This window comes from Runella defluvii, from assembly GCF_014195535.1.
In the GTDB taxonomy this organism is placed as follows: Bacteria; Bacteroidota; Bacteroidia; order Cytophagales; family Spirosomataceae; genus Runella; species Runella defluvii.
Window position 1 is genome coordinate 51662 of sequence record NZ_JACIBY010000014.1, and the last position, 14265, is coordinate 65926.

Genomic DNA, 14265 nt, shown 5'->3' on the forward strand with positions numbered 1-14265 from the left:
TTACTAAGCTATAAAGTTGAAAAAATATAAATTTTATTAATTAGTTACTTTCAGGTAAACACCTTCATTGGAATACTTGTCTAAGTAGATTTTACTAATTCCTGTTCTTTTAGCAGTTAAAAAACGATTTTTAAAAGTAGAATCGTCGGCTACGGGTAGCTTGCCATTGATTTCCCATTGAAATAGTTTAAAATCTGAGCAACCACATATAATTATTCGTTCGTTCATTTTCATCTTAATGGTATCACCAATTATACTTTTATTGTATAAAAAGTTTGCAAACTTTAGTGATTTTACTTGTTTTAATTTAGGGTTTGTATAAAGTAATTTTTCTACCTGACCAAGCGAGTCTTCTAAACACTCAATCATTGCTTTATTTGGACTACCATGCTGGATTGGCTTAATATTTAGTAAGTCATTTGATAGTATGAGTTCATAAGACTGGCCTATATCTTCATTTCTAACTATCATAGTTGGCTTTAGGTCATGCCAAAAACTTCCTCCTTGAATTTCTTTAATATCATTGCTTATAGGTAGCTCAGTCATTAAATCCTTTTTATACTCGAAATACCTTCTAAACCAAAGCGGCTTATTGCCAGAGGAACCTCCGTAAGGGTTTTCCCAGATAATCACAAAGTTTTGATTTTCCTGCTGAATGGCAGAAATTCGATGAAAATATCTCTCCGAACTAACTGTGTCAGATAAGATACGCTTCAAATCTCCATCTACATAAGTAAATAAATCTAAAACAGTCAAGTGTTTGTTATCTTCTATCTCCCTATAGACCCCAATTTCGGTACTATCTCTATCATGGTCAAAATCAAAGCGATAAATAAAATCAAACAGGCTGTCTTTTGTTGTATTAGGAACGACTTTTTCGCTATGAAGTTTACTATAGATAAGTCTTTTCAATTGCTCATCTGTAAGTTCTTTACTGTCACAGCTAATTAAAAATATACCTAAAACCAACACTAATAATTTGTGCATTTTATATACTTGTGTATGAAATTTGTTGAATTTTATTCAATCTGAATGAATGATTAAATTGATACGTCACTTCGACTATAAGATAATATTGCTTGCCACTTTTATAATCTTTTAGATGAAATCCAAGCTTTCTGTTTAAACCGTCATTAGAAATACGAGTTATTTTTAAGTATTCCTCTTTCTTAGCAAAAATCCAATTTTTTACCCTTTCACCTATAAGATGATCTCCAATCTGCTTATCAGAAATTAAGTCTTCAAAATCAGATTCCTGAGCTACTCGAAAATTTAAACGTTTGTTGTCTCGTTGTCTAACATAATAACCCGAGTACTCATCATTGAAATAATATTTCCCCAATAATTTACGACCATTGTCATATTCTGGTGAGAATGATTTACGTCCCTGAAAATCTATTAAAAATTCTGACCCATTATTGTATTTCAGAAAACATAAATCTAATGAGTTAGGACAGCTAATTTCAAAACCAGACTTCGTATTTATAAATCTATACTGTGTGCCGATGTACTGTGCATAAGTTACTTGTAAATATAAAAGCAGAACAACAGTTAAACTGATTGATTTCATTAAGAATAGGTATAATTGTTTCATTACTTGTTGAATAAACCATTTACTAAGTCAGTCGTTAAAATTCCGCATAAAAAAGCATATTTGCAAACCCATTTGCCTACACTCGGTTGATGGAACTTACCGCTATGCCTACTTTGAAAACTACACTTACTGTCCTTATTACTAAGGGAGGGGTATTTTCATGTACTTACTCTTAGTTACTGTTATTGTTTAGGTGAAACCACAGCAATATTTTTAACCCGCTCTTTTTCTTCGGACAACTGCACTATCTTTCTCAGATACTCTATTTCTCTATCCTTTGCTTCCATCAAATCTCTCCTAACTGTAACGTATTCAGAATCGTAAACAACAGCTTCATTGTATTCTAGGAGGTCATTGGTCGTTACCCCTAAAATTTGAGCTATTTCAGCAAGTCTTTTTGAGCGTGGTTGTGAGCCAGTATTTATCCAGTTGTTTACTGCTTGCTGTGTGATGTTCAATCTTTCTGCAAGCATAGCGTCTGTCATGCCTCTTTTTTTAAGGTATTTTTTTAGATTAATTCCAAATTGACTCATGGGCTAAAAGTTTTACAACTATTAATTGTATTTACAACTTATAATTGTTTTATTTGCAAGGCAAGTTTTAACAGGCACAAATTACCAAAAATATGGCACAAGAAGCAAGTACAATTGAGCAAACGGTAACGCGTCCAACAATCAAGCAACGGCTCTTGATAAGACTGGGTGAAGCAATTGAAAAAGTAGGCCCAGATTGGCGAAAAGAATTGGCCTCTTATGATCCTTATTTCAATACAAGAGAAGGCGGATTGGACTATGAGGCCGCATCTAGGGCCTTAAAAAACCCTAATCGTGCTGATGTAGATAGAATTGAGCGCGTAACTATTTCGATGGAAAGTTTGGTGGTCACAAAAAACCAAGTAGCATAATTATGAATCTGCAATTGTTACTTTCACCTGAGCAAGCTGATTTGATTGCTCGGTTCACACAGGCAGTTGAGCTTTCGCAACAGCCTCAAAAAAAATGGCTCAATGAAGACCAAGCGGCTGAGTATCTAGGGGCTGTCTCCAAATGGACGCTTCAAAAATGGCGGAAGGAAGGAAAAATTCCTTATGTGGCTGTAGGAGAGATATTTCGCTACGATCCAGATGACCTTGATAAGTTTATGAATAAAAACAAGGTCGTTTCCTTCAACGAAGCCGAAACAAAAATTAGACGCAAAAAAGCAGCATGAACTATTATCAAGCAAAAATGAAAAACCAAACTACCCCCTCTGTCGAGCGCCCCGTACATTGGACGTATATAGCTGTATGGTTAGCTCTTTTATGTTTGCCCTTTTTACTCGTATTCGGGTTTCATTTGTCTCCTGCTTGGATTTTTGTTTGGCTCTTATTCCTGTTTTTCTAAGTGAGCAAGAAACGAAAAGTAATCATTTTAGGGGCTTCAATATTGGGTTCAACGCTTTTGAGCCGAATAGTTAAGCCCAAGCCTAAAACACCTAAACCTGCGCCCCCTCCCGATGAACCCGAACTCTTTATTTGATGTGATGCTTCACAGTCGAAGTGTCATCGACAAAATGCGTACCGAAGACCCTGGCCTCGGTCAGAAGGTAGAGCCTACTGAGTTTCCTGCAAGCGAAGTATTTGAGGTATTCGACTTTCAGTCGGAAATCTACAAGAAAAGCCATGAGTACCGTTTCAAGGCCCCGAAAGGAATAATGCCATTGAAAGGGGAGCTGTTTAAACTCCTGAAAGACGCGTATCGCCGTAGAAAAAACGAAGTGGTGACAGTAGAGTGGCCCAATAGCCGCCTAAAATCCGCCGCTGGCCGCGATGCCAAAGCATACATTCAGGCAATAGATACTATCCAAAGCCAAAAACTCACCGACGAAGCATTAAATTTCTTGGTCAAGGCCAAGGAGCATTTGAATGGCTTTTTGGCAAGAATAAAATCTGAATCTGTTATTACCCTTTCGAGTGATTAAGCCCTCTACTTACTTAGAGAACCCTATGGTTATGTCAAATCAAGTAAAACAGGCAATATTCGAGTGCCATACCCTTCTTTTGGAGGGCTTGGCTTGTGTGGGCGATACAAGCCAACAACGCCAAAAACTCATGGCCATTGCCCGTCGTTGCAATCAATGCAAGCTGCTTGTGTTGAACTGGATTGAGTCCTATTTTTTGGAACATCCAATGCAAAAAGCCGAGCTGCTTCCTGAAACTTTGGTTAGCCAACAACTCAAAAATACCCTTGAGGAAATGGAAAAAACCGTAGTGGATGGACAACGTTCTAAACATCTTAGCGAGGCTTTTTACCAACAAAAGGCCGTCAATAAGCTCCTATTTTTGGCATATCAGGCCAAAATACCCGTATTGGAATGGCTTGGGAATTATTATAGTAACGCAAATGCACACGAGAGCGTTGTCGAAGTCGTTGTCTATCGTTGCCCCAATACACACTGTGACTTTGAAACGACCAACAAAATGGCCTATATAGGTCATGGCCCGAACCGTTGTTTACGAAAATCAAACCAGCTTAAATCTGCCTAAAATGGATAAGATTGAAGCTGTAGTAGTCTTGCCGAAATAATTGGCAAAAGGAGTCGGTCACAGATTTTCCTATCTGTGTTAACAGTAGCGAAGGTACGAATTTTATTGTTAATAGTCAAGTAGTTATCGTAGAAAAAATATGAAAAATACCCCAATTTCAGTAGGCATTTTTAGTGCCATTATGCAGTCTGAACGTACTGGCACTAACCCGACAAAACCATCGTTTTCAATGGGAAAAACCAAGGAAAAGTTGGCCGAGTTTTTTATGAGGAATGAAGAAGTTCGTACGCTTTGCGATGAAAATAAAAAAGAGTACCCGCGTATGCACCAGTCGTTACAGAGCACAGGTTGGCAACTGCTGATGTATTACATGAACAACTGGGGGAAATCGACGGCAAGAAACTACGAAATCAGAATTACCTACAGCTATCTACGTAGAGCCTTCAATGACGGTTGCTGTATTGCAACACTAAAGAACCATATCAATAAACTCCTACGAATGTACAAAGGCTTTATTACGGCTAAACACCGTGGCGGATTAGGTCTAAAAGACCAAAATACGGCCTGTATTGTACTTAAAATAGACCCTACCGTTCTACAATTTAAGGACGAACGCCACAACGAAGCCGTAAGAATAGGGCAACTAAGCGCAGAAGAAGCCCGTAGAATCGAACAAGAAACCCTCTCAAAGCAACGTGCTGCTTGTGGTAGTGTAATAGCCGCAAAACAAGCCGCAGAGGACAAAGCAGAGCAGCGACGCCAAACCCCTTCTTCAATTGCGTCGATTTTTCAATCCTCACTTTCTGACCTCTTTAAAAGGGAATAAGCTAATTTTTTTAGGTAAGTACCTGACTCAGTACTGACTCAGAACTAATCTGTACCTGTCAGGACATTTCAGTAACAAAATAAGGTCTTTTAGGATGGTCTTCGACCTTCAAAAATTGAAAAATTGGATTTTTCCAATGTTTCAGTTCTGAAAGAAGTACAGAAAAGTACTGAAATGTGACGACCCGTTCGGAATCAGAACATGGGGATGGGGGGCGCGCGGCCCAAAAAAAATGCAAATAATTTTATAAGCACCTGAATATCAATTATTTAAACCAAAAAAACGCAAATGACACAGACTTTTCAACAACCAGTAGAAAACCCGTATGATACAGAGAATAGCCTTTTTGCTTACTCAATTTATCATCAATGGCGTGTCTCCAAGACTGAGGATAAAAACGTCTTGAAGTACTACCTAAAAAAGAAAAAAGACCGAGAGTGGGATTCGGCACCCAACGAGGATGAGAGACTACGATTAGAATTGGTCAGGTCAATAAGGTTCCTCAACAACAAAGTCAATGGCCGCTACGGTGACAATAAAATCACCTCTATTCAGGTCTATTTCAACGACAATAAAGGTGGTACGGTACCAGAGGAACAGCCCAATCTACTTCTTTGCCGAATGGACGTTTTACAAAATGGCACTTTTGATTTTATGCCGAACCGTGAGATTGTTCCCGAGAAAAATATACAATTCTTGATGGATATAATGGCAGGCTGGCAGGAAGTAATTGAAAAGGCATACAAAAAATGACCTCTCTAAACATTGGATATAAGAGCCTCACGCAAAAGGCAATTATACGAATCCACCCCGAAGACATCACCCAAATTTATGCAACGATTAAAAGTGTGATGTATCCCCCTGTCAAAACGTGGCATAGCGATGAATCCTACAATAGAACTACTGAAAACATCCTACGAATTGAGCCTTTCAGGAAGCTGATAAACGAACTTCCGAAGTGGGAAAGCTCCCCTAAACTTTGGAAAATAAGCCCCAATCAAACGGGCATGGACGTAAAGATAGCAGTTGAGCTGGCCATCGTTATCTTTGAAATCTGCGAAGCCTCTAACTCTCCCGAACTACTCCGATTGAAAGGAAACGTTCAGGTTCATTTGAAAGAGAATTTCAACATTCAGTTAGAATCTACAAAGCACATATTGAGCTAGAATGAAAACGTACCGATTGGTATTTGCCGCCTTGGTGTTGATAGCACTCATGTTTCACTATCATCGAATCATCAACACTCCGCCCTATTTAGGGGATATTTTGGCCGTTGAACGCTCCGAAAGCTCCTCCGAAATTAGGGCAATCATTACCGCCGAACACGCTCAAATCAAGCTCTATTTTTCAAAGAGCCACCCCGTCAGGGTCGATGTCATTGCCCAAGACTCTATTGGTCGCCCATTACAATCGACTCCCCAAGCTGTCCTCAAATCCATCCCTGATTCACTTTTTACCAATTATCGACTTCCGTATCATGAAAACGAACTGGAATGATTCGCAAGGGCTATTTGACAGCCACGCGGCAAGGAAAGAAAAGCCCGTCGTGCCCAATTATCCGATTGTGAAGCTCGACAAAAACTACAATAACAAGTTAGCCGCAACCTATTGTTTTTTCCACCTCGTTGTTGATAGTGAATTTTACCAAGTGGGGAAAACCTACGAAATCCAAGTCCTAAATAAGCGGATTTTGGATGCCACTATCGAACAGAAAATCATCTACCCCTACCACAAGCTCACGGATACCGTTGCCCGAATCGACCGAGGTGTAACCCTGCAAGAATACCTCAAACAAATGAACGAAGAACAACGAGGCCGTGACCTCACCCTTTTAAAGTTTGCACTTATTGTTTTCTTAATCCTCCCAAACAAACAATGAAACTAGGTACTTCTGATATTACCCTCAAAGATATGTTTTGTGGTTGCGGTGGTTCGTCAACAGGTGCGGCCAATGTGGATGGTGTACGCGTAAAGTATGCCATGAATCACTGGAAATTGGCCATTGAGTCTCACAATACCAACCACCCTGACACTCACCACGATTGCGCCGACATTAGCGAAACCCATCCCGCTCGATACGACCAAACGACGGGGTTGATAGCATCACCCGAATGTACCAATCACTCGCTTGCTAAGGGCCAAAAGCGTAAAAATCTCCAACAAGGCGAATTGTTTACCAACAAAGCCATAGACCATTCGGCCATACGCAGCCGTGCGACGATGTGGGACGTTGTTCGTTTTGCTGAAATCCATAAGTACGAGTTCGTAGTCACTGAAAACGTAGTGGATGTGCGCCACTGGACATTGTTTGAGCCTTGGTTGAAAGCCATGCACGCGCTGGGCTACAAACATAAGTGTGTTTACCTAAACGCAATGTTTGCCCACGGAAATGGCATTACTGGTTTTGCTCCCCAAAGCCGCGACCGTATTTACATCGTGTTTTGGAAAAAGGGCAACAAAGCCCCAAATCTCGACATTCGGCCTCATGCCCCGTGCCCCAAGTGTGGAGTAGGGGAGTCGTACCAGTCGTGGAAAAATGGCAATGTAGCAGGGAAATACAAGCAACAATACGTTTATCGTTGTTGGTCTTGCAATGAAGTAGTAACGCCTTTTTATTATGCGGCTCTTAATTGCATCGACACGACAATACCGTTGATACGGATAGGCGACCGAGAAAAGCACGGCCTACGCCCACTTTCTGAAAAGACGGTGCAACGTATTGAGTTTGGCTTAAACAAGTTTGGCCTTAGACCTACCATCATTGACCAATGCAATCAGCATGGGGCCATCACCAATCGGATACGAACCGCCGATGATACCCCCATCAATACCCAAACCACCCGTATCAGCTCCTACTTGTTCAGCCCGTTTGTGTTCAACATGAGCCATACGAGTTCAAAGGGTACGTTTTTTAGCGTTGAAAATGAGACTCTTTTTACTCAGACAACGCAAGAAAGTGGTGGAATCATTAGCCCAAATGAATTTATCATGGCCAATAGGAATAACAATAATCCTATGTCATTGACTGACGTTGTTCCGACAATCACTACTCGAAACAATAGCACATTTTTAGTCAGCGAAAATGCTATTTTAACGATGCGTGGCGACCGCAATTTTTCAGGGCTTACCGACGCTCTTCCTACCCAAGTGGCCGCAGGGATTCAAAACTACCTTGTCGGAAATCAGCCTTTTATCACGACTTATCACGAAAAGCCTCAAGCGGCTTCACTCACCGACGCACTTTATACGGTCGTGACGAAAGATAGCCATTCATTCATTGAAACGCACGGGCAACTGAAAGTGGAAGACTGTTATTTTCGGATGCTACAACCCAAAGAAACCGCCGCCGCCCAAGGCTTCCCAAGTGATTATGTGATACTTGGTTCAAAGGAGAACCAACAAAAGCAAATCGGGAACGCCAATCCACCGCCTACGATGGAACTGCTTGTAAGACGTTGTGTAGAATCACTTTCTTAACCTTTTTCTTACCATGGCCACTACCGACAAAAAAGGCGATGCCCGCAGCTGCAAAGCGGGCACTGCCTCCAAAAATGATTCTTATTTTGGTGGAAAAGGGCAAGACGGGGTATTTCATACGATTATTAACCAAATCCCGCCCTGTGATGACTATTGGGAGCTATTTGCAGGAAATGCCTCTATTTACCGTAAGCTCAAGTACAAACCGAAACGGTGTTTTTTGGTTGAGAAATACCATTCCCAAGCCAAGCGATTGGCCAATAACTTGGGCGTACCTTGTTTTGGTTTCGATTTTGTGATGGTCAACGTCCTCAATGGATCCATGTACAAAGATGGCACCTACGTAGTTTGGGGGTCGGCTTTTGATGTGCTGGAAATCATGCGTCGGGAATACATCGACAAGCATAATTCATTCTTTTTTATTGACCCTCCTTATATGCTTGGAACTCGTACTTCAACTAACCGATACAAGCACGAACTTGCTGACGAAGAACACCAACAGTTACTTGACTGGCTAATAACGTTCAAAAATGCCAAAATGGCCATTACGACCTACCCAAACGAGACTTACCAACAGAAGCTCCAACAATGGAGAATGGTTGATTACAAATCGGTAACGCGTAGTGGGGAAGTTAGAGTGGAGCATTTGTACATGAACTACCCGTCTCCCCAACTTTTACAAGACCCGTCCTACTTTGGGGCTAACTACCGAGAGCGCGAAGCCTACAATAAACAGCAGCGTAATTGGTTGCGCAAATTCCAAAATATGCCCCCCGCACAGCAACAAATCATTCTTTACAAACTCTACAATCACTTTAACGATACGTACACAAATGCTTAGACTTACATTTTTCTTCGAGGATTCACATATCGAACTTGATTTCTCAGCAGTTATGAATTTCTTCCATTTTTATGGGCATGAAATTCACCAAGTATTGATGGTCAATGATTTTCTAATTGACGTATTCAAAAAAATGCCCACAGCTCAATTCAATAAAGGATTTACGGAGGATTTTAAACAACACGCCCTCCAATGTCTCGAAAGGAATAAAGAGAAAATATGCCTTGTGATGGATGACTTTTTTTTAGGAGGCGACCACGAACGTGCGAATGTTTTCTACGAAGGAGTTAAGCGACTCAACGAAGGGGAAGACTTGGAGACAGTCAACGCTTTTTTCTCTCAAAAGGCGAAGGAACTCCGATGAAACCTATAACAGTCCTTTGGTTTGGTGGCGGTCAAGACTCGACCGCCCTACTGTACCTTCTGCATTTTTCGAGTACGTGGAAAGCAAAGTACCTGGGCACGTCTGAACTCGTCGTCATCATGTCGGATACTGGAAATGAGTACCCAAACACCTACGAACACATTGCTGAAGTATCGTCTTTTTGTAAGGTACACGACATTGAGTTTCATTTCATCACCGCCGATATGGGATTTCATTCGAGTACGTGGCATAGTTTACAGGCCCAATTTGAGAAGAACCAAAACATCATGTCGGTTGCCCTGCCCAAAAGCTGCACTGATAAGCTCAAGATTACGGTTTGTTACAACTTCCTCGAGCAACTCCTAAAAGAGCGGTACGGGTTTACGGGGAACCGAAAAAAGGCTTTTTATGAGTATCACAAAAAATTCGGAAAACTCACCTGTATCATTGGGTTTGCCAAAGGGGAAGAGTCAAGGCAATTAGCTCCCGAATACGTTCAATTTGAGTTATTTGAGGAGTTTAAGCCCCCCGAACCAACGATTCCAGTTTATAGGAAGGCGACAATAAATCAAGTTTACCCACTGATTGAAATGGGGCTTGACAGAGCCGATTGCCAAGAAGTAATTCAATCATACGGGTTTAAGGTGCCTATTCCTTCCAACTGTATGATGTGTCCTTTCCAGTCGGCTCCCGAACTGATCTATTTGCACTGATTTCACCGAAATATGTGGGATTACTGGGTTGTTCGTGAATCGGAGAAACTAGCCAAGAATAGCGACAAGGCGCGAAACTTGGCAGTAAAAGGCAACAAAACACTACCCCAAGCCTTACGAGAAGCCCAACAAAAGTTTGGACATTGGTCTGACGCTCAACTTATCAACTACCGACAATCGCATGGCCATTGCGTCAAGAGCCGATTTTAATGAAAAAGCCAAAACTCCCCAAGTCAACATCCATTGACGATTCGATAAAAAACCTAAAAAAACTCGAAAAACTTTATTACCCGATGATGTTCAACGGAGCAGGTGATTACTGGAATCAGCTTGTAAAAGCCGAGTATGATTTCTTAATCAGCCAATGCGAAAAGTTTATCATTCACTGTTTTCGGGCAAGTACGAAGTTCAATAAAAGCTTTGTGAGTCGAATATGCTCTATAATCATTGAATTTAGTATTTATGACCGAGACCTTGATTTGGCACTTTATTCATCATTTGGCAATAATAAGTTCCTCTATTTTACCCTAGAAAATTTCCTTTCAAACAGTGAGCAGTTTGAGGGTGAAGAACTAAAGACTAGCAACCATTTCAATGAGTATAGCTGTGTATTATTGGTGGAAAGTTTCACTTGCTTAAAAGAGTACTTTGATAAGCTAAAAGAACACTCAAATTGAGAACTCATGCAACCCAATCAACCGCTAGTACCTCAGATTGAAGGCACTAGCATTTTCATCAAGGTTTGTAAAAAAGTACCCCACTTAACCCTACAAAAAGCCAATGAAATACTTGAAAAGATAAGCAACCGTGAGCAAACCCACAAAAAGCCAATAAGGGCGTATAAATGCCCAAGATGCGGCCTGTTTCATCTAACCTCAATGACGCGAAAGCAATACAAAAATCAATTTAAAAAACGCTTCAAAACCAACAAAAAAATGGAGAATACGACTAATCAACCAACTGTGCTAGTATCAGAGGATAATTCGATGAACATCAAAAATAAGGAAACTTGTAAAACCTGTAAACATTTCGGCGCTCAAGGTCGCTTTGGCCTAGTAAAACACGAAGGTGAAAGTAGGTTTTGTTCTGCCTATCTGTTCTCAGATGAAGACAATGAAAACTTTGTTTCTATGCCTGATTTTGTAGTGACTTTTGGTAACATGAACGGAGCAAAAGGATGCTTACGAGTAAATGAAAACTTTGGATGTGTTAATCATAATCCAAACTTTGATGATTTATAGTTAAATCAAAAACCAATAAGATGCAAAAAGACAAAATCACGATTACGAGAAAAGAGTCTCGTAAAATACTCTCAAAGTACAGCGAAGAGCTTAAAGAAAAAGAAGAGCTAGTCCGAGAAATGGTTGAAAATGGAGGGCTAACCGTTGATGATGAATTGGATGAAATCATATCATTGTGTATTCAAATCAAAGCGATTTCGTTGAAAAATGACGCTTTTCTTGAAGTATGGCAAGAGTTTATTAACCAACCCTACATCAGAGATGAAATTTTTACATAAAAATTTATTAACGTTAAAAAAAACACAAAAATGGAGAATACGCCCACAAACCCAACTGTCTCAGTATTAGACAATGATTCGACTGGAAAGCCTATGTTTTTCAAGAAATGTGATGTAGTACGATGCACAGAAAAAGGCACTACAATTTGTCAAGGTTGTCACCAAAGCCAAAGTGAGTTTACCTATTTTGTGATTAACAACCTAAGTGGCAAGCCAATGGCTAGTTTTCGTAATGTTGAAAAACGAGACGAATACCACGCTAAAATGAAACCTTCTGACCAAGAACGGTTTCGTCCCGATAAGGTCACAATCAAATTTTTGGATTAATCCTAAATGAACAAGTGTCATTACACCAATGACCCGAAGTACGGGAAAGTCTTGATACCGCATTGTTGGGGTGTCGTCATTTCAGGAGATATGACTAGGTGTACCTGCCGAGATTACCCAAAAACAGTAGCTCAATTTGAACGCAAGCAATTTAACGAGCTTCTCCAAGCCAAGGACAAGGAAATTGACAATTTGGAGAAAGAAAACGTACGATTAAATCGAATTATAAAAAAACTGTTGAATAAAAAACGATGAAAGCACTTTGTCTCAAAGACTATGGGACTGACCAAACCAACTACGCAACCTTGGTCGAGAATGGAATAAAAACCCTTGAAACGCGGACTTGGGCCACTCAGTACAGGGGCGACCTGCTGATAACTTGCTCAGCTTCATCAAAGTCTGAAAATGCTGGTAAGGCGGTTTGTGTTGTAACCCTTTCAGGCTGCGAGGAAATGAAACAGGAGCATGAAGAAAAAGCCTGTATTAAAACCTACCCTAAAGCAAAAGTTTGGCATCTGGAAAACCTGCGTTTTTTGTCTGAGAAGTTTCCTGTCAAAAGCAGGTTGTCGCTATTTGAGGTTGAAATCCCTAGGGAGGTAGCGATGGTGTCAGCAAATCAAAATTCTGATTTTACACTTACTGCTTTTCAAGCAAAAGGTTTTGCCGAACGAGGTTTTAAAATACAACACTGCTTATTTTATGATAATAAGTTCTTGTTTTTAGATGGTGGTATTTGGTATTGGGAAGACGGATTTGCTGCTTGGATTGAGTTTAACCCAATCAATGAGTTTGAGAAAGAATGGAGAATCCTTGGGAAAATAACTCAAAAGGAAATAAATCAGATTATTCTAAAGTAATAAGGTGCCCCACTTGAGAGTGGGGCATTTTACGTTTTACTCATTTTCGGGGCTGGATAAAAAAGCCAAATGTCAATCTTGTAAAACTCACAAAACGCCTTAACCGTGATTCGTTTTTGATTGAGTTCCTTCCTTACCTTGGCCATCCGTTGCCGTGCATAATCGGCACTTTGATAAATCTTGCCAGTCAACAATTTCTCATTGACTTCGTCGAGCATCCATTCTTCTACTTGTGACATCTTTCTACCTGTGTTTTGGGTTTGCTATCGCAATTTGCGAAAACTCAAAGCCCCAAAGAAGCCTTGACATTACTAAAGTTTTTTCGGGTTAACGTATATAAACATCCGTAATGATACGTAACGATTCATAATGATACGTAATGAATCGTAATGATACGTAATGGGGGTATTTGCAGACCATGTATATCTATCCCACCTTTGTTCGACACAATGAATTTATCAATACAAATGGATTCATCCAAGCACCCTTTATTAAACGAATCATGTTCGGAAGGACTCACTTTGAGGATTGGCCAAACCCTTCGTACTCTATTAATTCAGAAAGCAGAGGTAACCAAAAAAGCCCTGAATGACGTAGTTCGCGAGGCGTTGGCGGAGTCAGTTCAGCCGACTTATAAGCCCTATCAGCCATCGCTAAAAACGGTGGTGCCAGGGCCGTCAAGACAAAAGAAGGCTCTTGATGCTTTCAATAATCCCGATGTTATTCATGCCATTCAGTCGCTTGCAGCGGGTATTGAAGCTGGCAATATCGAAACCGACGCGAGAAGTATTTTAGAGTATTTTATCTCTTGTTTCCCTACCCAATGAGACTCATCATCATTGACGAAAATTACCAAATTCTCGAAGATTTTGGAGCATTTACGGTCGAAGAAGCCGAAGTATTTTTTATGGACGCCATGACTGCCATTCAATTCCGAAAAGAGCTAAATCAAGTCGTTGTCCAAAACGAAGTGCAGATGCGGCTATTGATGGATACGTTCAACAAAATGGGGCTTTTGCATGGCAATCCCGAAGCTATTCAGGATTGGATGCGCCCCTACATCTCCAATGAAATCCTTCGATTGAAAGAAGAAAAGAACCTCTTTGAGCGGGCAAACGCCAAACTTGACCACTACAAAGAACGCGCTTGGTCATGGCTCAAACTGAGCTTTTTCACGGGAGTAACAGGATTTTTCAAGCGATTTGTCACTAAAAATAAATAAC

General features: G+C 40.5%; 25 protein-coding genes. 21 read left to right on the top strand and 4 right to left on the bottom strand.

Features of this window, described 5'->3' with window-relative positions; genetic code table 11:
* Positions 1 to 36: 36 nt before the first annotated feature.
* The 3 genes from FHS57_RS24975 to FHS57_RS24985 form a co-directional block, all read right to left on the bottom strand.
* Positions 37 to 987 (bottom strand): hypothetical protein, encoded by a 951-nt coding sequence (locus FHS57_RS24975; protein WP_183978492.1) that lies wholly within the window; start codon positions 985 to 987, stop codon positions 37 to 39.
* Position 988: 1 nt separating this feature from the next.
* Positions 989 to 1570, bottom strand: coding sequence for a hypothetical protein (locus tag FHS57_RS24980; protein WP_183978494.1), 582 nt, complete (start codon positions 1568 to 1570; stop codon positions 989 to 991).
* Between the two features lie 206 nt (positions 1571 to 1776).
* Positions 1777 to 2127, bottom strand: a complete 351-nt coding sequence (locus FHS57_RS24985) for a helix-turn-helix domain-containing protein (protein ID WP_183978496.1) — start codon at positions 2125 to 2127, stop codon at positions 1777 to 1779.
* A 92-nt stretch (positions 2128 to 2219) separates the two neighbouring features.
* Between FHS57_RS24985 and FHS57_RS24990 the strand changes: the two genes are divergently transcribed.
* From FHS57_RS24990 to FHS57_RS25080, 19 genes are all read left to right on the top strand, one after another.
* Complete coding sequence (locus FHS57_RS24990; RefSeq protein WP_183978498.1) at positions 2220 to 2498, top strand: hypothetical protein; 279 nt, start codon at positions 2220 to 2222, stop codon at positions 2496 to 2498.
* Between the two features lie 2 nt (positions 2499 to 2500).
* Positions 2501 to 2803 carry a helix-turn-helix domain-containing protein gene (locus FHS57_RS24995; RefSeq protein WP_183978500.1) on the top strand — a complete coding sequence of 101 codons (303 nt, stop codon included), beginning with the start codon at positions 2501 to 2503 and terminating at the stop codon, positions 2801 to 2803.
* A 285-nt stretch (positions 2804 to 3088) separates the two neighbouring features.
* Positions 3089 to 3553: a hypothetical protein gene (locus FHS57_RS25000; RefSeq protein WP_183978502.1), complete on the top strand. Its 465-nt coding sequence runs from the start codon at positions 3089 to 3091 to the stop codon at positions 3551 to 3553.
* Between the two features lie 31 nt (positions 3554 to 3584).
* Positions 3585 to 4118 carry a hypothetical protein gene (locus FHS57_RS25005; protein WP_183978504.1) on the top strand — a complete coding sequence of 178 codons (534 nt, stop codon included), beginning with the start codon at positions 3585 to 3587 and terminating at the stop codon, positions 4116 to 4118.
* A gap of 139 nt (positions 4119 to 4257) precedes the next feature.
* Positions 4258 to 4944, top strand: a complete 687-nt coding sequence (locus FHS57_RS25010) for a hypothetical protein (protein ID WP_183978505.1) — start codon at positions 4258 to 4260, stop codon at positions 4942 to 4944.
* Positions 4945 to 5232: 288 nt separating this feature from the next.
* Complete coding sequence (locus FHS57_RS25015; RefSeq protein WP_183978507.1) at positions 5233 to 5697, top strand: hypothetical protein; 465 nt, start codon at positions 5233 to 5235, stop codon at positions 5695 to 5697.
* Positions 5694 to 6110 (top strand): hypothetical protein, encoded by a 417-nt coding sequence (locus FHS57_RS25020; protein ID WP_183978509.1) that lies wholly within the window; start codon positions 5694 to 5696, stop codon positions 6108 to 6110. The genes FHS57_RS25015 and FHS57_RS25020 overlap by 4 nt, the downstream gene beginning before the upstream one ends.
* 1 nt (position 6111) lies before the next feature.
* Positions 6112 to 6441 carry a hypothetical protein gene (locus FHS57_RS25025; protein WP_183978511.1) on the top strand — a complete coding sequence of 110 codons (330 nt, stop codon included), beginning with the start codon at positions 6112 to 6114 and terminating at the stop codon, positions 6439 to 6441.
* Positions 6422 to 6823 (top strand): hypothetical protein, encoded by a 402-nt coding sequence (locus FHS57_RS25030; protein WP_183978513.1) that lies wholly within the window; start codon positions 6422 to 6424, stop codon positions 6821 to 6823. Before FHS57_RS25025 ends, FHS57_RS25030 begins: the two co-directional genes overlap by 20 nt.
* Complete coding sequence (locus FHS57_RS25035; RefSeq protein ID WP_183978516.1) at positions 6820 to 8421, top strand: DNA cytosine methyltransferase; 1602 nt, start codon at positions 6820 to 6822, stop codon at positions 8419 to 8421. Before FHS57_RS25030 ends, FHS57_RS25035 begins: the two co-directional genes overlap by 4 nt.
* A gap of 13 nt (positions 8422 to 8434) precedes the next feature.
* Positions 8435 to 9262, top strand: a complete 828-nt coding sequence (locus tag FHS57_RS25040) for a DNA adenine methylase (protein ID WP_183978519.1) — start codon at positions 8435 to 8437, stop codon at positions 9260 to 9262.
* Positions 9255 to 9626, top strand: a complete 372-nt coding sequence (locus tag FHS57_RS25045) for a hypothetical protein (protein WP_183978521.1) — start codon at positions 9255 to 9257, stop codon at positions 9624 to 9626. The genes FHS57_RS25040 and FHS57_RS25045 overlap by 8 nt, the downstream gene beginning before the upstream one ends.
* Positions 9623 to 10339, top strand: coding sequence for a phosphoadenosine phosphosulfate reductase domain-containing protein (locus FHS57_RS25050; RefSeq protein WP_183978523.1), 717 nt, complete (start codon positions 9623 to 9625; stop codon positions 10337 to 10339). Before FHS57_RS25045 ends, FHS57_RS25050 begins: the two co-directional genes overlap by 4 nt.
* A gap of 12 nt (positions 10340 to 10351) precedes the next feature.
* Positions 10352 to 10549, top strand: coding sequence for a hypothetical protein (locus FHS57_RS25055; protein ID WP_183978525.1), 198 nt, complete (start codon positions 10352 to 10354; stop codon positions 10547 to 10549).
* Positions 10549 to 11016: a hypothetical protein gene (locus FHS57_RS25060; protein WP_183978526.1), complete on the top strand. Its 468-nt coding sequence runs from the start codon at positions 10549 to 10551 to the stop codon at positions 11014 to 11016. The genes FHS57_RS25055 and FHS57_RS25060 overlap by 1 nt, the downstream gene beginning before the upstream one ends.
* A gap of 6 nt (positions 11017 to 11022) precedes the next feature.
* Positions 11023 to 11580: a hypothetical protein gene (locus FHS57_RS25065; protein WP_183978528.1), complete on the top strand. Its 558-nt coding sequence runs from the start codon at positions 11023 to 11025 to the stop codon at positions 11578 to 11580.
* 20 nt (positions 11581 to 11600) lie between these two features.
* Complete coding sequence (locus tag FHS57_RS25070) at positions 11601 to 11858, top strand: hypothetical protein (protein ID WP_183978530.1); 258 nt, start codon at positions 11601 to 11603, stop codon at positions 11856 to 11858.
* Positions 11859 to 11888: 30 nt separating this feature from the next.
* On the top strand, positions 11889 to 12185 hold the full coding sequence (locus FHS57_RS25075; protein WP_183978532.1) for a hypothetical protein: 297 nt from the start codon (positions 11889 to 11891) through the stop codon (positions 12183 to 12185).
* Between the two features lie 251 nt (positions 12186 to 12436).
* On the top strand, positions 12437 to 13042 hold the full coding sequence (locus tag FHS57_RS25080) for an ASCH domain-containing protein (RefSeq protein ID WP_374758006.1): 606 nt from the start codon (positions 12437 to 12439) through the stop codon (positions 13040 to 13042).
* Positions 13043 to 13071: 29 nt separating this feature from the next.
* Here the strand turns inward: FHS57_RS25080 and FHS57_RS25085 are convergent, their stop codons facing one another.
* Positions 13072 to 13281: a hypothetical protein gene (locus FHS57_RS25085; protein ID WP_183978536.1), complete on the bottom strand. Its 210-nt coding sequence runs from the start codon at positions 13279 to 13281 to the stop codon at positions 13072 to 13074.
* Positions 13282 to 13509: 228 nt separating this feature from the next.
* On the opposite strand from FHS57_RS25085, the gene FHS57_RS25090 reads away from it, so the two are divergent.
* Together FHS57_RS25090 and FHS57_RS25095 are read left to right on the top strand one after the other, a co-directional pair.
* Positions 13510 to 13869 carry a hypothetical protein gene (locus FHS57_RS25090; RefSeq protein ID WP_183978538.1) on the top strand — a complete coding sequence of 120 codons (360 nt, stop codon included), beginning with the start codon at positions 13510 to 13512 and terminating at the stop codon, positions 13867 to 13869.
* Positions 13866 to 14264, top strand: coding sequence for a hypothetical protein (locus tag FHS57_RS25095; RefSeq protein ID WP_183978540.1), 399 nt, complete (start codon positions 13866 to 13868; stop codon positions 14262 to 14264). The genes FHS57_RS25090 and FHS57_RS25095 overlap by 4 nt, the downstream gene beginning before the upstream one ends.
* Position 14265 lies beyond the last annotated feature (1 nt).

What these genes read in the sequence shown, in the direction of transcription:
- FHS57_RS24975 (WP_183978492.1), bottom strand. Translation starts at nt 987, where the DNA reads ATGCACAAATTATTAGTGTTGGTTTTAGGTATATTTTTAATTAGCTGT.
- FHS57_RS24980 (WP_183978494.1), bottom strand. Translation starts at nt 1,570, where the DNA reads ATGAAATCAATCAGTTTAACTGTTGTTCTGCTTTTATATTTACAAGTA.
- FHS57_RS24985 (WP_183978496.1), bottom strand. Translation starts at nt 2,127, where the DNA reads ATGAGTCAATTTGGAATTAATCTAAAAAAATACCTTAAAAAAAGAGGC.
- FHS57_RS24990 (WP_183978498.1), top strand. Translation starts at nt 2,220, where the DNA reads ATGGCACAAGAAGCAAGTACAATTGAGCAAACGGTAACGCGTCCAACA.
- FHS57_RS24995 (WP_183978500.1), top strand. Translation starts at nt 2,501, where the DNA reads ATGAATCTGCAATTGTTACTTTCACCTGAGCAAGCTGATTTGATTGCT.
- FHS57_RS25000 (WP_183978502.1), top strand. Translation starts at nt 3,089, where the DNA reads ATGAACCCGAACTCTTTATTTGATGTGATGCTTCACAGTCGAAGTGTC.
- FHS57_RS25005 (WP_183978504.1), top strand. Translation starts at nt 3,585, where the DNA reads ATGTCAAATCAAGTAAAACAGGCAATATTCGAGTGCCATACCCTTCTT.
- FHS57_RS25010 (WP_183978505.1), top strand. Translation starts at nt 4,258, where the DNA reads ATGAAAAATACCCCAATTTCAGTAGGCATTTTTAGTGCCATTATGCAG.
- FHS57_RS25015 (WP_183978507.1), top strand. Translation starts at nt 5,233, where the DNA reads ATGACACAGACTTTTCAACAACCAGTAGAAAACCCGTATGATACAGAG.
- FHS57_RS25020 (WP_183978509.1), top strand. Translation starts at nt 5,694, where the DNA reads ATGACCTCTCTAAACATTGGATATAAGAGCCTCACGCAAAAGGCAATT.
- FHS57_RS25025 (WP_183978511.1), top strand. Translation starts at nt 6,112, where the DNA reads ATGAAAACGTACCGATTGGTATTTGCCGCCTTGGTGTTGATAGCACTC.
- FHS57_RS25030 (WP_183978513.1), top strand. Translation starts at nt 6,422, where the DNA reads ATGAAAACGAACTGGAATGATTCGCAAGGGCTATTTGACAGCCACGCG.
- FHS57_RS25035 (WP_183978516.1), top strand. Translation starts at nt 6,820, where the DNA reads ATGAAACTAGGTACTTCTGATATTACCCTCAAAGATATGTTTTGTGGT.
- FHS57_RS25040 (WP_183978519.1), top strand. Translation starts at nt 8,435, where the DNA reads ATGGCCACTACCGACAAAAAAGGCGATGCCCGCAGCTGCAAAGCGGGC.
- FHS57_RS25045 (WP_183978521.1), top strand. Translation starts at nt 9,255, where the DNA reads ATGCTTAGACTTACATTTTTCTTCGAGGATTCACATATCGAACTTGAT.
- FHS57_RS25050 (WP_183978523.1), top strand. Translation starts at nt 9,623, where the DNA reads ATGAAACCTATAACAGTCCTTTGGTTTGGTGGCGGTCAAGACTCGACC.
- FHS57_RS25055 (WP_183978525.1), top strand. Translation starts at nt 10,352, where the DNA reads ATGTGGGATTACTGGGTTGTTCGTGAATCGGAGAAACTAGCCAAGAAT.
- FHS57_RS25060 (WP_183978526.1), top strand. Translation starts at nt 10,549, where the DNA reads ATGAAAAAGCCAAAACTCCCCAAGTCAACATCCATTGACGATTCGATA.
- FHS57_RS25065 (WP_183978528.1), top strand. Translation starts at nt 11,023, where the DNA reads ATGCAACCCAATCAACCGCTAGTACCTCAGATTGAAGGCACTAGCATT.
- FHS57_RS25070 (WP_183978530.1), top strand. Translation starts at nt 11,601, where the DNA reads ATGCAAAAAGACAAAATCACGATTACGAGAAAAGAGTCTCGTAAAATA.
- FHS57_RS25075 (WP_183978532.1), top strand. Translation starts at nt 11,889, where the DNA reads ATGGAGAATACGCCCACAAACCCAACTGTCTCAGTATTAGACAATGAT.
- FHS57_RS25080 (WP_374758006.1), top strand. Translation starts at nt 12,437, where the DNA reads ATGAAAGCACTTTGTCTCAAAGACTATGGGACTGACCAAACCAACTAC.
- FHS57_RS25085 (WP_183978536.1), bottom strand. Translation starts at nt 13,281, where the DNA reads ATGTCACAAGTAGAAGAATGGATGCTCGACGAAGTCAATGAGAAATTG.
- FHS57_RS25090 (WP_183978538.1), top strand. Translation starts at nt 13,510, where the DNA reads ATGGATTCATCCAAGCACCCTTTATTAAACGAATCATGTTCGGAAGGA.
- FHS57_RS25095 (WP_183978540.1), top strand. Translation starts at nt 13,866, where the DNA reads ATGAGACTCATCATCATTGACGAAAATTACCAAATTCTCGAAGATTTT.